Origin of the sequence: Acinetobacter sp. 1542444 (assembly GCF_000581835.1) — a bacterium.
Taxonomy (GTDB): domain Bacteria; phylum Pseudomonadota; class Gammaproteobacteria; order Pseudomonadales; family Moraxellaceae; genus Acinetobacter; species Acinetobacter pittii.
This window is the reverse complement of sequence record NZ_JEYA01000004.1, coordinates 423491-436851: the sequence shown is the minus strand read 5'-3', so window position 1 is coordinate 436851 and position 13361 is coordinate 423491. Positions and strand designations below refer to the sequence as shown.

The window sequence follows — 13361 nt, the reverse complement described above, 5'->3', positions numbered from 1 at the left end:
AAACAATCATTTTGTGATGTCATAAATACAGCTTCTTTTTTAGTACAGACCACTTCAATGCTATACTGATACATCGTTTTATCTCATCAGCTGTTAAAAGATTATGTCTACCGAGACCTCACTTCGACCACTCTTTTGGAAAAACTATCCCTTAGAGCAACTGACTCAGGCTGAGTGGGAAGCTTTATGTGATGGCTGTGGTTTATGCTGTCTGGTAAAACTAGAAGATGAAGATACGCATGAGGTGGCTTATACCAAGGTGGCCTGTAAGTTACTTGATTGTGGTACAGGGCGTTGCACGGACTATCCGAATCGTCAGCAGCAAGTACCTGACTGCCTGCAATTAACGGTAGAGTCTTTAAAAACAATCCACTGGTTGCCATCAAGCTGTGCCTATAAGCGCTTGAATGAAGGAAAGAATTTACCTTCTTGGCATTATTTAAATACGGGTTCGAGACAAAGCGTGGTTAAGGCGAAAAAGTCAGTTGCAGGACGTTGTATTTCTGAGGTTGATGTCCATGAAGATGATCTTGAAGATTATATTGTGCGGTGGGTGCGCTAATTTAGTCTTAAAAGAGAATGTTTGATTACAGCGTATAATAAAGTAACACTTTTATCGTAATTTTTTTGCTCATCTCCGTAATATAACAATAAAAACAAAAGGAGATAAAAATGATGAGACGATTAGCAGCCCCCTTATTATGTAGTAGCTTTTTTTTGTTAATGGCCTGTGGGTCTAATAATACCAATTCAAAAAATCCTGAACAAAATACGGCTGCAAAAGCAGATCAGTCTGTTGCTGTCAAACAAACTTATCAGGTTGAAGCAGTCGCACATTTTAATGAGCCTTGGGCTGTGACCAGTCTGCCTGATCAGCGTTTATTAGTGACTGAACGGCAAGGTAAATTAAAAATTTTTAACCCTAAAAATAAGCAAATGTTGGACGTGCAAGGTGTTCCAGCGGTGAACTATGGAGGACAGGGTGGTTTAGGAGATGTCATTTTACACCCTGACTTTGCCAAGAATCATTGGGTTTATCTCAGCTATGCTACAAAAGGGCAAGGTGGATCTGGCGCAGTGATTTCACGTGCGAAACTAGATTTATCTCATCCTAATCAGCCAAAACTCACCGATATAAAGCAGATTTGGCAGCAAGTACCTAAAGTCTCGGGACAAGGCCATTATGGACATCGCATGCTTTTTGGTACAGATGGTAAGCTGTGGGTCAGTTCAGGTGAGCGACAAAAGTTTGATCCTGCCCAAAACATGAAAAGTAACTTAGGTAAAATCTTGCGTTTAAATGAGGATGGCACCGCGGCTGTAGGTAACCCTTTTTATAAGCAAGGCGGGGTCACTGCTGAAATATGGTCACTGGGACACCGTAACCCGTTAGGTATGGCTTTTGACCGCCAAGGACAGCTGTGGGTGGTTGAGATGGGGCCTAAAGGTGGTGATGAGCTTAATATTATTACCAAAGGTGAAAATTATGGTTATCCAATCGTTTCAAATGGAGACCACTATTCGGGCCAACCTATTCCAGATCATCACACTCGGCCAGAGTTTAAAGCACCCGAAATTGACTGGACTCCTGTTATCTCTCCATCGAGTATGATCATTTATCGCGGACAACAATTTCCTGCATGGCAAAATAAAGCCTTAATTGGCGGGTTATCTTCCGAAGCGATTATTGTGGTGGATTTAGAGCATAAGCCCGTGAAAGAAGTGCAAAGATTGGATATGAAAAAACGTATTCGTGGGTTGCATGAAGCACAAGATGGTTCGATTTGGGTGATTGAAGATGGCTCAAATGCGCGTTTACTCAAGCTGAGTAAGAAACCCTCTTAATGCTAAGCAAGAGCCTGTAAATAAAGAACGTGTCTCATAGATTCAAATTGTAGATTTCTGTGAGACACAATAGACTATAGTGAAAAGACGATAAAGCCATTTGAGATGTCAGACACCCATATTCCACTTCCCGAACGCCTGCGCCCAAGAGACTTGTCTGAAATTATTGGGCAAGATCATTTATTAGGTGAACATGCGCCCTTACGTCAAATGATTGATCAGGGACATTTGCCTTCTATTATTTTTTGGGGACCACCAGGCGTTGGTAAAACAACGATTGCTTTACTTTTGGCACAGGCGATAGACCGTCCATTTGTGAGCTTGTCTGCGCTGAATACGGGCGTAAAAGAATTACGTGAAGTGATTGCAGAAAGTGGTGATTTACTGACACCTGTAGTTTTTATTGACGAAATCCATCGTTTTAATAAATCACAGCAAGATGCTTTATTGGGTGCTGTTGAAAAAGGCAAAATTACGTTAATAGGCGCGACAACTGAAAACCCGTCTTTTGAGGTGAATAGCGCGCTTTTATCACGCTGTCAGGTCTATACCTTAAATAGTTTAGACAGTGAGGCAATTCAGACACTACTCAACAATGCACTTCAAAGCGATAGATTCTTAAAAGAACGTTACATTCATATAGAAGAATATGATGCGCTCATCCAGTTCGCAGCAGGTGATGCACGTAAAGCGCTTAATTTACTGGACTTGATCGCAAGTACTTTTGAACCAGAAATTGAAAACACGATTACCAATGCGGTAGTAGTGAAAGTCGCTCAGCAAAATATTGCGCGTTATGACAAATCGGGCGAGCAGCATTACGACCTTGTTTCTGCCTTTATTAAATCAATTCGAGGCAGTGATCCAGATGCAACGCTATATTGGATGGCACGTATGCTTAAAGGCGGAGAAGATCCGGTTTTTATTGCAAGACGTATGTTGATTGCAGCCTCAGAAGACATCGGAAACTCCAACCCAAATGCGCTATTGCTTGCAGGTGAGTGTTTCCGCTCTGTACAAGCTGTAGGTATGCCTGAGGCTCGAATTATTCTAGGCCAAACAGCAGTTTACCTAGCAACGAGTGCAAAAAGTAATAGTACTTATTTAGCGATTAATAAGGCTCTTGAACTTGCTGAAAAAACAGCAAATTTACCTGTGCCTTTACATTTGAGAAATGCGCCGACCAAGCTTATGAAGCAGCAGGGCTATGGTATTAATTATCTCTATCCTCATGATTACCCTGAGCACTTTGTGCTGCAAGACTATTTGCCGCCTGAGTTAAAAGGGACCAAACTCTATGAGTCTGCAAGAAATAAGCGTGAGGTTGAAGGCGAGCGTTTGCAGCAACGCAGATGGCAGCAGGAACAATAGTTCCTGCTTTATGCTATTCCAGCTCTTTAGTGACCTGACCATAAATCAGTAGCGTGAACACGCCTGTACCGCCAATAATATTGCCGATAGTGGTTGGGATGAGGAAAGTAAACAGATACTTGCTAATAGAAGCTTCTCCTTGCCAGACTAGATAGGACATTTCTGTAGAACCAACCACTACATGAGTAAAGTCACCCAGTCCTATCAAATACGTCATGAAAAAAATGAGCAGAAACTTATTACTGACTGAAGGCATCATCCAGACCAAGGCAGCAATTAACAGCCCTGACATAATGCCTTTGAGCAGATTCTGAGTGGCAGAAAAGGAACCTACATGATGTGCGAGTTCGTCTAGTGCTTTATCAATATCCGGAGTAAACAGGTGAGTAGTTAGGAAAAATAAACTCGCCAAAGCTGTTCCAATAATGTTGCATAGAATCACAATGCCCCATAAGCGGCCCACTGCTCGTAATTTATCGAAAGTAAAGGGATTAAATAAAGGCACAACTGTGGTGATAGTATTCTCGGTAAAGAGTTGCATGTGACTCAAAATAGCGATCAAGAACCCAATGGTATAACCAACATTAGTGATTAAATCGGTCCAGACTGCATCAGCTGGGAGATAAGCATCAATAATCCCTTTAAATACAAATGAAAAACTGATGACTAAACCCGCGGCAATCCCTGAAAAGATCAGTGCAGTTGTTGGACGATCAAGCTCTTCGGCACCATCACGGCGGATAATTTCATAAACCAGACGGGGTGACAGTTTCTCATGTTCTTCGACTGCCATTTTTTCACGCCAGCTTAAAGTTTTCTCGACTTTCTTTTCCTCTATTTCATGGTCCATCAGGTTTACTCCTCACTGAATAAATATCTTATATTTATTGTTTTATTTATTGTTAAGGCAGTGTTCAGGATAAATCTAGTCTATTCATAACAGCTTTATGTGTCTTTTTATAAATTGAATGCACAATGGCTGGATCATCAATAACAAGATTAAAGAAAAGTATAAGCTCTTAAAGTACGGATGAGCGCCATATAGTCGCCTTGAGAGGCTTTAGCAATAACAGATTCAACCTCTGCCTGACTCCATCCTTGTTTTAAGGCAGAAGTGCTAAAGTTGTTTAATAAGACCAAAGGATTTTCACCAAAATGGATTGGATGATTCATTAATCTCTTTTCAAGCTTAGATAATTCCATAGGTTTATCCTAGTTTTTAAATTTAATTATTGTGAAGTGCTTTGTGTTTTTTTAGATTTTAGTGTTTTAAATTAAGCTTATGCAAGTGTTAATTTATTGAAATAGACAAATCTGTCTACATTGTTTGGGGCGCATGGCGCTGAATATAAAAAAACCGGGCTAAAGCCCGGTTTTTTTATGAAGTTTTACTGATTAGATGTCAGATAAATCTACGCCTAAACGAGCAGCAACTTCTTCATAAGCTTCAACAACACCGCCTAAACCTTGACGGAAACGGTCTTTGTCGAGTTTCTTCTTAGAGTCTTTATCCCATAAACGGCAGCCGTCTGGAGAGAACTCATCACCAAGCACGATGCGGTCATGGAAAACACCGAATTCAAGCTTGAAGTCCACCAAAATCATGTTGCCTTCAGCAAATAATGCTTTTAATACATCGTTTACTTTATAAGTTAAAACTTTCATTTGTTCTAACTGTTCAGCAGTCGCCCAACCTAAAGCAATCGCTTGAGATTCGTTAACCATTGGGTCGCCTAGACCGTCATCTTTATAGAACAATTCAAATGTAGGAGGAGTTAACTCTTTACCTTCTTCTACACCTAAGCGACGGCATAGAGAACCAGCTGCGTAGTTACGAATTACACATTCAACAGGAATCATTTGAAGTTTTTTAACAAGCACTTCAGTTGGAGAAAGCAATTTTTCAAAATGCGTTTCAATACCCGCAGCAGCAAGTTTTTCCATGATGAAGGCGTTAAAACGGTTGTTCACCTTGCCTTTACGATCTAGTTGTTCGATTTTTTCGCCGTTGAACGCAGAGGCATCATCACGAAAGACTAAAATCAGATGGTCGGCATTGTCTGTTTCATATACAGATTTTGCTTTACCAGTATAGAGCAAGGTTTGTTTTAACATGAGGGAACCTTTTTAAAAAAAATGCCTAGTAAACGACTAGGCTGGCCAATTTTGGTAAATCTGGTTTAGCACTTCAGCAGCCACATCTGGGCTTGCAAAAGTGTTATCTACATTAAATAGAGCAAGAGTATGACTAGAACCTACACCAGTAAGTTTAAGCACATAAGTATTGTCATTTACTTTAATCGTCGCTTGATTACTGCCTTGAGCGATGATGTTGAAATTTAAAGTACTTAAAGTTGCTTTGGTGTATTGCCAGATCTCGGCTGTATTTCCATCAACTTTTAACAACGGGTTTTTATTACCGTCAGTCACAAGCTGAGGACGTCCAAGCGCAGTCGTCGTTTGAGCAGAGGCATCTAGTGTCGCATTACCTTGGGTTTGTTCAGGGCGTGGCAAGGCATAACGGTTGCCACGCTTATTTTCAAACTTCGGTGCGTTATCGATAGCGCGCTGTTCTACAGTTGGTGCAGGATACAAAGGTGTCGCTGGTCGTACAGTTGCATCGGCAGGATATTCAAGCGGGGCGAGTTGCTTGGCATTTTTATAATCTAAAGAGTGATTATTAATTGCGAAGCGACCACAACCAGCTAAACTTAAGGCTGAAACTGCAAGGACTAAACCAAGACGTAATTGCATCATAAATTGCTCTTATTAAATAATTCCCGCATCTTTTAGGGCATTGCGGAGAGGTTCGCGATATTGCTCAGCGAGAGGAGTGAGTGGTAAACGAATACCAGTATCAATCAGTCCCATCTCATGTAGTGCCCATTTCACAGGAATTGGGTTTGATTCGCAAAATAGAATATTGTGTAAATTTGCAATCTTATTGTTAAGCGTCTTCGCTTGTTGTTCATCTTTGGCAATCGCAACAGCACATACTTCACTCATTGCTTTAGGTGCAACATTTGCAGTAACTGAGATGTTGCCGTCAGCGCCAAGAAGCATAAGTTCCCATGCTGTCTCATCATCACCTGAGTACACAGCCATCTTGCCGTTTAATGCCTCAATTAAAGCTTTACCACGAGGTACGTCACCTGTTGCATCTTTAATGCCAACAATATTCGAGATCTCTGCTAAACGTACAGCTGTGTCGTTTGAAAGGTCTACGCCAGTACGACCAGGTACGTTATAGAGAATAAGCGGTAATTCAACAGCTTCAGCAATCGCTTTATAGTGTTGGTAAAGGCCTTCTTGGGTTGGCTTGTTATAATATGGCGTTACAAGTAAAGCTGCATCAGCACCGAGGTCTTTAGCAGCTTTAGTTAATTCGATTGCTTCACGGGTTGAGTTTGCACCAGTACCGGCAATAATTGGAATACGTTTATTGGCTACACGAATAATTTCTTTAATAACCTGTGTGTGCTCTTCCATGCTCAATGTTGAGGCTTCGCCGGTTGTACCGACGGCTACAATACTGTTTGTACCTTGTTCTATGTGCCACTCAACCAGCTTCTCAAGACCCTTCCAATCTACACCGCCGTCTTTCAACATGGGTGTGACGATTGCGACGATTGAGCCTTGAATGGTCTGTGCTTGCTGAGTCATTTTTAAAAATATCCTATTTATCCATCCGAATCTGAGGTAAGAAAAACAAAATGTGGGATGGTTGCAGTATTTTGATTGTCCAGTTCTAACAATAACAGATTGTTGAATGACAATTATGCAAATTATGACTGATCAGACGCATAAGAACAATACGCCTAACGGATAATCGCGATGTAAACTTGAGGAAAAGATAGGATGTTTTCATTATTGCGCGCTAAGAATACCCAGTAAACTTAACAATACGGCTTGATTCGACTGAGCCTTACTTAATATGGGCTTTTTTTGTGGCAAGATAGAATGCAATTTCCCAGTTGGGATTGAAGATGACATGAAAATGAATAAACAACCACAAAATGCGGTTTTAATCGTAGTTGATGTACAAAATGGTTTTACACCGGGTGGAAATTTAGCAGTTGCCGACGCCGATACAATTATTCCAACGATTAACCAACTTGCTGGTTGTTTTGAAAATGTCGTCCTGACTCAGGACTGGCACCCGGATAATCATATCTCTTTTGCAGCCAATCATTTTGGCAAGCAGCCATTTGAAACCATTGAACTCGACTATGGACCACAGGTGCTTTGGCCTAAGCATTGTGTACAAGGTACTCAAGATGCCGAGTTTCATCCAGATTTAAATATTCCGACAGCTCAACTGATTATCCGAAAAGGCTTTCACGCTCATATTGATAGCTACTCGGCTTTTATAGAAGCTGATCACTCTACAACGACGGGTTTAACGGGTTATCTAAAAGAGCGCGGTATTGATACGGTTTATGTGGTCGGAATTGCCACGGACTTTTGCGTGGCATGGACTGCTTTGGATGCAGTTAAACAAGGTTTTAAAACTTTAGTGGTTGAAGATGCTTGTAAAGGGATTAATCTGAATGGTTCGTTAGAACAAGCTTGGCAAACCATGCAGCAGCAAGGTGTTGTCTGTATTCAGTCGACTGATCTGTTGAGTAAGCACTAAGTATATTGCTCTAGTTTTTACTTTTATATTTTAATTTTTAGGGATAGAAAGTATGGCTGCATTCCTACGCTTTACCCAATTTATTCAAAAAACTTTTGCTCTATGGGTGATTGTTTTTGCAGCGCTAGCGCTATGGCAGCCTGAACTTTTTGTCTGGCTCAAAGCATACATTCCATGGATTTTGGGCATTATCATGCTTGGTATGGGAATGACCATGACCGTCGATGACTTTAAAGGGGTATTACAAAGCCCTAAAGCGGTATTGATTGGGGTGGTTGCGCAGTTTGTGGTGATGCCTGGCTTGGCATATGTTCTATGTAAATTATTTAATTTACCGCCTGAAATTGCGGTTGGGGTCATTTTGGTAGGTTGTTGCCCAGGAGGAACCGCTTCAAATGTGATTACCTATATGGCCAAAGGCAATGTGGCGTTATCGGTAGCCTGCACATCGGTATCAACACTTTTAGCACCTGTATTAACCCCTGCGATTTTCTATCTGCTTGCCAGCCAATGGCTAAAGATTGATGCAGCTTCAATGTTTATTTCGATTTCGCAGGTGGTGCTACTGCCTATTGTGATTGGTTTGATTTTAAGAACATGGCTTAAACGTCAGGTCGAATCTTATATTCAAGTCATGCCTTTAGTTTCGGTCATTGCAATTGTAGCGATTGTGGCCGCGATTATTGGTGGAAGCAAAGCAGCAATTTTACAGTCGGGCTTGCTCATTTTAGCCGTAGTGATCTTACATAACGGGCTTGGCTATTTATTAGGTTTTACCGCGGCACGTTTCTTTAAACTACCTTATGCGGACAGTAAGGCCATTGCTATTGAGGTGGGGATGCAAAACTCAGGCTTAGGTGTTGCACTTGCAGCAGTCCATTTTGCTGCTTCTCCAATTACAGCAGTACCAAGCGCGATTTTCAGTCTTTGGCATAATATTTCTGGGCCTGCACTTGCGACTTATTGGGCAAGTAAACATAAACAAGAATAACTGTATAAACAACATTCATTAGGAAAGAAGGCCAAACGAATAGTTTGGCCTTTTCATTTAAAGCACATTTTATGGGAGCTAAAGGTAGAACTGGTATGTCTTTTGCTTTGAATTGATGCACTAAAAATAACGTGAATATGAGTATAAATCGTAAAGAAAAATAAGGCATTTCCTTGATGAACCAGATTTTTAAATTATTTATTCCCATGCTCTCAAGCAATTTAATTCTAGTTTTAAGTGGATTGGTTGATATTGCTTATGTAGGGCATTTTAGTAACGATCATGTAGCAGCATTATCGGTGACTTTATCTTTATATACAGTGATTTATGTCATTGGGATGGGTATTCTGCAAGGTGTGATCCTCAAGCTCTCGGAAGCTTATGGTTGCCATGACATACCCCATATTCGTCAAATTTTTATTCAAGGCATTTGGCTGATGTTATGTTCGGCATTGGTTAGTATTGGCTTGCTTTACTTGTTCCGTGATTTACCAAAATTATTTGGTGCATCTGAACATGTCGTTTCAATTACTAAAAACTGTATGTGGGCTTTGGTATTTATTTTACCTGCGCATTTACTGATGCGTTTATTTACAGCTTTGTCCCAAGTCACTGAAAATGCGCATAAGGTTTTATTATCAGATAGTGTTTTCTTCATTTTTAAAATTATTTTGTCCTATCTTTTGATTTATGGCGTCGCTTTATTTTCAATTCCGCCACTCGGTGCCATAGGGGCTTTATTAGCCACTCTCATTGTACGGTGGTTTATGTTGGCTGTTTACTACCTGTTTTTTCTGGAGAAAAGATACATCTTTATTGAGCATCCCGAACGGTCAGTTGAAGATAGCCGAGAAAGTCTGCGGATGATTTTAAAAATAGGTATACCGACTGCGATCATGGCGTTGATGGACGTTGTTGCATTTTGTTCGGTTGCTATTCTGATTTTGCCTTTTGGGAGTGTGGTGTCAGCGGCACATCAAATTGTCGCGAGTACTGGCGGCTTCATGTTTATTTTTCCTTCGTCAATTGCCTCGGCTTATAGCATTTTGGTGTCACGATCTATGGGCAGCGGGAACATGGAAGAAGCAAACAAAATTGCCAGACAAAGTATATGGGTGATTATGGCAGTGAGTGGCAGTCTATCCCTGTGTTTATGGTTGGAGCGGGACTTAATTGTCACCTTTTATTCTGATGATTTGGCTGTGCAGATTTTGGCCGCATCACTGCTGTTGATTGTCTGTATGTCTCACTTTCTAGATGGCTTAATGACGTTATTGACCTCTTTGCTGCGTTGTTGGGATGTGTCGATTTTACCAATGCTGATTTTCTTGGTCGTGGTGTTATGTTTCGGATTAGGCGGTGGTTGGTGGATGGCCTACAAAGGACTGTATTGGCAGGATATCTCGATTTCTGCGATGGGAATTTATGGTTTCTGGTGGATGGCTGCCATAAGTTATTTAGTGGCTTTTTTATTTAGTGCCATCTGTTTCCATTTTAGAAAACAATTAAGAGGTTTTTGATTAGGTAGATCAACACACTCTTAAAGAGGATGTTCTACTACCCAATCTTCAATCTCGTTTTCAGAAATTACTTCAAAGCCGTGGCGCTGCAAAAGCGCCGTGGTGATTCCAACTCCCGTAATTTTCTCACCTTGAAAAGTACCGTTATAAATTTTTTGGCTACCACAAGATGGGCTATTCTCTTTTAAAACCACACAAGTCGCTTTTATTTGCTGCGCAACTTCTAGGGTGCGGTAAGCACCTTTTAAATATAACTCTGTCACATCTAAACCAGATGAATCAGTAATTCTTGCCTTGCCATCAAGCACATCTTGACCTGTTCCTCCCACAATTTCTGCGGGTAAACGGGGAGTGGTAAAACCACCTAATAGCTCTGGGCATAATGCTTGGGCTTTTTTATTGATTAATAGCTGCTTAAGTAAAGTATTTGGACAGGATTTACCATCATATCGAACAGGTTCACCAATTAAACATGCGCTGACTAAAAGCATAGTTTTCCAAACTCAAAGCAAGAGAGATTTTTGAAGATAAAGCATCATAAACAGAATATCGAATATGACAATTGATTTTAAAAAACAGGCAAATTAAAAGATTACTAAAATTATGCAATTCATAATTAAATTATGTATTGCATAATTTAATTGTTTTTAGTAGCATCTAATTCAAGGTAAATGGCCATTGGAGATTCAACAAGGATGTTGGTCTCCATAAATCTATAAATGATTTTTAGGAAAAGACGATTTTTAAGGGTTTATTGAAAAATCTCAATCGTACTTTTAGATAACAAAGGACAGTGTGTATGGAAAACAAACACCACATGGAACGGAAATTAATCATTAAAGGCTCTACGCTCATCATATCTTCGTTTTAATGACTCGTTTTTTTCTCATAGGATGCGTTGGGTTAAGCCAATTTGACGGTTCAAGTCTTCACCCAATAGCAACGTATTCTATAGAGAAAGGAGCTGAGTTCATCAGCAATAGAGATAAACGGAACAGGTAATCACCAGAGGGAAACTAGATGGATATTTTAGAGAACCCATTAGAATTATGCGGTTTTGCATTTATTGAGTTTGTTTCAAAAGAAAATGAATTAGATCCAGTTTTTGAAACAATCGGCTTTTCAAAAGTAGCCAAGCATAAATCGAAAGAAGCGTACTTATGGCGTCAAGGAAATATCAATATTATCCTGAATTATCAGCCAGAATCTTATGCTTCATTCTTCTTTAATGAACATGGTCCATCTGCTTGTGCGATGGGTTTTAAAACACGTGATGCAGCAAAAGCTTTCCAAAAAGCAGTAGAGCTTGGCGCTGAACCAATGTATTCAAAAGTTGGGCCAATGGAGCTCAACATTCCGGCAATTAAAGGTATTGGTGGTATGCCAATCTTTTTAGTTGACCGTGATATTTATGAAAATGACTTTGTTTTCTTTGATGATGCTGAGAAACGTCCAGTAGGGGCCGGCTTAAACGAGATTGACCACTTAACTCATAACGTCTACAAAGGCCGTATGGAGTATTGGGCAAACTTCTATGAAAAAATCTTTAACTTCCAAGAAATTCGCTACTTTGATATTAAAGGTGAATATACCGGTTTAACGTCTAAAGCATTAACAGCGCCAGACGGTAAGATCCGTATTCCGTTAAACGAAGATTCAGACAAAGGAAACGGCCAAATTGCAGAGTTTCTATCTGACTTTAATGGCGAAGGAATTCAGCATATCGCGTTTATTTGTGATGACTTAATCTCGACTTGGGATAAGTTAAAAGGTCTTGGTCTGAAATTTATGACACCGCCGCCAAATACGTATTATGAAATGCTACCAGAACGTTTACCTGATCATGGTGAGCCGACTGAAGAGTTAAAACAGCGTGGTATTCTGTTAGATGGCAACACTAAAGATGGTCAGAAGAAACTGTTATTGCAAATTTTCTCTGAAAACATGATTGGTCCAGTTTTCTTTGAATTTATTCAACGTAAAGATGATGATGGCTTTGGTGAAGGTAACTTCAAGGCATTATTTGAGTCGATTGAACGTGACCAGATTCGCCGTGGTGTTTTAGAAACTAAATAAATAAGCTGAGCTTTATTCCTGATCTTAAAAAACCAAGAGTTTGATCTCTTGGTTTTTTTATGGCTATTGATTAGCGGCTTTTAATATATTGATTGATGAGCTGCACTTCATTTTTCAAGATTTCAATCGTTTTACTGTGAGGGTCGACTGGTAAAAACATTTCACTATCCAGTGCGACAATACAAAACTCAATGCTCTGGTTTGAGTTAAATACAGGTAAACCTACCGCATTAATTCCCGTCAGTAAATCACCTTTCGCTGCCGACATTTGTTGCTGGCGAATGGTGTCTTTAAGCTCTGTAAATGCTTGCCAGTTTTGTGGTGCGATGTGCAGACCAAGTTCTTGATGCTTTTGCCATTCTGCTTCCATTAAGGGACGAACGAAATGTTCTGGTAGATAAGAGGCAAATAGACGTCCCGCAGCAGAATTGACTAAAGGCATAATCGAGCCGACTTTAGTCACAATCGAAATAGGGTGGTTTGATTCAATCGATTGTACCACGACAGGGCCTTTAGGCGACCATTTACTAATTTGTATGCCGCAACCAATTTTGTTTTGTAGGTCGTAAATTAAATGCTGTACTAGCTGTAGTGTGTCGCTATGCTGAACACAGTTGAGACCTAAGCGCCATGCCTGATCACCTAAAGCATATTGTCCATCATCAAGCTGTTTTGCATATTCCATTCGAATAAGACTAACCAGATAGCGGTGAACCTTGGCAGGATGCATTTCTAGCTTGCTAGACAGATCTTTGAGAATAATAGGTTGATTGTGTTCCAAAAGGGCGTTTAGTACAGATAAACCGACTTCAAGTGATTGAACCCCCCCAGATACTTTTTCTTCAATCATTTAAATACCCTTAATAAATTTACTTCAGCTGTTAAACAGTGACGATCAAAACATAAATTGAAATTGGCGCGT

14 protein-coding genes are annotated in these 13361 nt (G+C 40.2%); 7 read left to right on the top strand and 7 right to left on the bottom strand.

The window, feature by feature from the left end:
* Positions 1 to 103 precede the first annotated feature (103 nt).
* The 3 genes from J580_RS17180 (at position 104) to J580_RS17170 (ending at position 3216) form a co-directional block, all read left to right on the top strand.
* The gene (locus J580_RS17180; protein WP_002119281.1) at positions 104 to 562 is read left to right on the top strand and encodes a YcgN family cysteine cluster protein; all 459 of its coding nucleotides are present in this window, start codon (positions 104 to 106) and stop codon (positions 560 to 562) included.
* Between the two features lie 110 nt (positions 563 to 672).
* Positions 673 to 1845 carry a PQQ-dependent sugar dehydrogenase gene (locus J580_RS17175; protein ID WP_032005054.1) on the top strand — a complete coding sequence of 391 codons (1173 nt, stop codon included), beginning with the start codon at positions 673 to 675 and terminating at the stop codon, positions 1843 to 1845.
* Between the two features lie 105 nt (positions 1846 to 1950).
* Positions 1951 to 3216 carry a replication-associated recombination protein A gene (locus tag J580_RS17170; RefSeq protein WP_017402866.1) on the top strand — a complete coding sequence of 422 codons (1266 nt, stop codon included), beginning with the start codon at positions 1951 to 1953 and terminating at the stop codon, positions 3214 to 3216.
* A 13-nt stretch (positions 3217 to 3229) separates the two neighbouring features.
* Here J580_RS17170 and J580_RS17165 read toward each other — a convergent pair whose 3' ends face one another.
* The 5 genes from J580_RS17165 to dapA form a co-directional block, all read right to left on the bottom strand.
* Positions 3230 to 4066 (bottom strand): formate/nitrite transporter family protein, encoded by an 837-nt coding sequence (locus J580_RS17165; protein WP_032005053.1) that lies wholly within the window; start codon positions 4064 to 4066, stop codon positions 3230 to 3232.
* Positions 4067 to 4215: 149 nt separating this feature from the next.
* The gene (locus J580_RS17160) at positions 4216 to 4419 is read right to left on the bottom strand and encodes a hypothetical protein (RefSeq protein ID WP_005804340.1); all 204 of its coding nucleotides are present in this window, start codon (positions 4417 to 4419) and stop codon (positions 4216 to 4218) included.
* 192 nt (positions 4420 to 4611) lie between these two features.
* Entirely contained in the window at positions 4612 to 5331 is a 720-nt protein-coding gene (gene purC / locus J580_RS17155; RefSeq protein ID WP_002119240.1) for a phosphoribosylaminoimidazolesuccinocarboxamide synthase, read from the bottom strand.
* Positions 5332 to 5367: 36 nt separating this feature from the next.
* Positions 5368 to 5970 (bottom strand): hypothetical protein, encoded by a 603-nt coding sequence (locus J580_RS17150; protein WP_002119179.1) that lies wholly within the window; start codon positions 5968 to 5970, stop codon positions 5368 to 5370.
* A 15-nt stretch (positions 5971 to 5985) separates the two neighbouring features.
* Entirely contained in the window at positions 5986 to 6879 is an 894-nt protein-coding gene (dapA, locus tag J580_RS17145) for a 4-hydroxy-tetrahydrodipicolinate synthase (protein ID WP_017386188.1), read from the bottom strand.
* 328 nt (positions 6880 to 7207) lie between these two features.
* Between dapA and pncA the strand changes: the two genes are divergently transcribed.
* The 3 genes from pncA to J580_RS17130 all read left to right on the top strand — a co-directional run bounded on the left by pncA (position 7208) and on the right by J580_RS17130 (position 10363).
* The gene (gene pncA / locus J580_RS17140) at positions 7208 to 7852 is read left to right on the top strand and encodes a bifunctional nicotinamidase/pyrazinamidase (protein WP_032005052.1); all 645 of its coding nucleotides are present in this window, start codon (positions 7208 to 7210) and stop codon (positions 7850 to 7852) included.
* 52 nt (positions 7853 to 7904) lie between these two features.
* Positions 7905 to 8843, top strand: a complete 939-nt coding sequence (locus J580_RS17135; protein ID WP_017481874.1) for a bile acid:sodium symporter family protein — start codon at positions 7905 to 7907, stop codon at positions 8841 to 8843.
* A 176-nt stretch (positions 8844 to 9019) separates the two neighbouring features.
* Entirely contained in the window at positions 9020 to 10363 is a 1344-nt protein-coding gene (locus J580_RS17130; RefSeq protein WP_032005051.1) for an MATE family efflux transporter, read from the top strand.
* A 20-nt stretch (positions 10364 to 10383) separates the two neighbouring features.
* Here J580_RS17130 and J580_RS17125 read toward each other — a convergent pair whose 3' ends face one another.
* Positions 10384 to 10854, bottom strand: a complete 471-nt coding sequence (locus J580_RS17125) for a DUF523 domain-containing protein (RefSeq protein ID WP_032005050.1) — start codon at positions 10852 to 10854, stop codon at positions 10384 to 10386.
* A 529-nt stretch (positions 10855 to 11383) separates the two neighbouring features.
* Between J580_RS17125 and hppD the strand changes: the two genes are divergently transcribed.
* Positions 11384 to 12439 (top strand): 4-hydroxyphenylpyruvate dioxygenase, encoded by a 1056-nt coding sequence (gene hppD / locus J580_RS17120; protein ID WP_017398971.1) that lies wholly within the window; start codon positions 11384 to 11386, stop codon positions 12437 to 12439.
* Positions 12440 to 12509: 70 nt separating this feature from the next.
* On the opposite strand, the gene J580_RS17115 is transcribed toward hppD, so the two are convergent.
* Positions 12510 to 13289 (bottom strand): IclR family transcriptional regulator, encoded by a 780-nt coding sequence (locus tag J580_RS17115; protein WP_032005049.1) that lies wholly within the window; start codon positions 13287 to 13289, stop codon positions 12510 to 12512.
* Between the last annotated feature and the right edge of the window lie 72 nt (positions 13290 to 13361).

Coding starts and splice junctions, on each gene's coding strand:
- J580_RS17180 (WP_002119281.1), top strand. CDS start 104: ATGTCTACCGAGACCTCACTTCGACCACTCTTTTGGAAAAACTATCCC.
- J580_RS17175 (WP_032005054.1), top strand. CDS start 673: ATGATGAGACGATTAGCAGCCCCCTTATTATGTAGTAGCTTTTTTTTG.
- J580_RS17170 (WP_017402866.1), top strand. CDS start 1,951: ATGTCAGACACCCATATTCCACTTCCCGAACGCCTGCGCCCAAGAGAC.
- J580_RS17165 (WP_032005053.1), bottom strand. CDS start 4,066: ATGGACCATGAAATAGAGGAAAAGAAAGTCGAGAAAACTTTAAGCTGG.
- J580_RS17160 (WP_005804340.1), bottom strand. CDS start 4,419: ATGGAATTATCTAAGCTTGAAAAGAGATTAATGAATCATCCAATCCAT.
- purC (WP_002119240.1), bottom strand. CDS start 5,331: ATGTTAAAACAAACCTTGCTCTATACTGGTAAAGCAAAATCTGTATAT.
- J580_RS17150 (WP_002119179.1), bottom strand. CDS start 5,970: ATGCAATTACGTCTTGGTTTAGTCCTTGCAGTTTCAGCCTTAAGTTTA.
- dapA (WP_017386188.1), bottom strand. CDS start 6,879: ATGACTCAGCAAGCACAGACCATTCAAGGCTCAATCGTCGCAATCGTC.
- pncA (WP_032005052.1), top strand. CDS start 7,208: ATGAAAATGAATAAACAACCACAAAATGCGGTTTTAATCGTAGTTGAT.
- J580_RS17135 (WP_017481874.1), top strand. CDS start 7,905: ATGGCTGCATTCCTACGCTTTACCCAATTTATTCAAAAAACTTTTGCT.
- J580_RS17130 (WP_032005051.1), top strand. CDS start 9,020: ATGAACCAGATTTTTAAATTATTTATTCCCATGCTCTCAAGCAATTTA.
- J580_RS17125 (WP_032005050.1), bottom strand. CDS start 10,854: ATGCTTTTAGTCAGCGCATGTTTAATTGGTGAACCTGTTCGATATGAT.
- hppD (WP_017398971.1), top strand. CDS start 11,384: ATGGATATTTTAGAGAACCCATTAGAATTATGCGGTTTTGCATTTATT.
- J580_RS17115 (WP_032005049.1), bottom strand. CDS start 13,289: ATGATTGAAGAAAAAGTATCTGGGGGGGTTCAATCACTTGAAGTCGGT.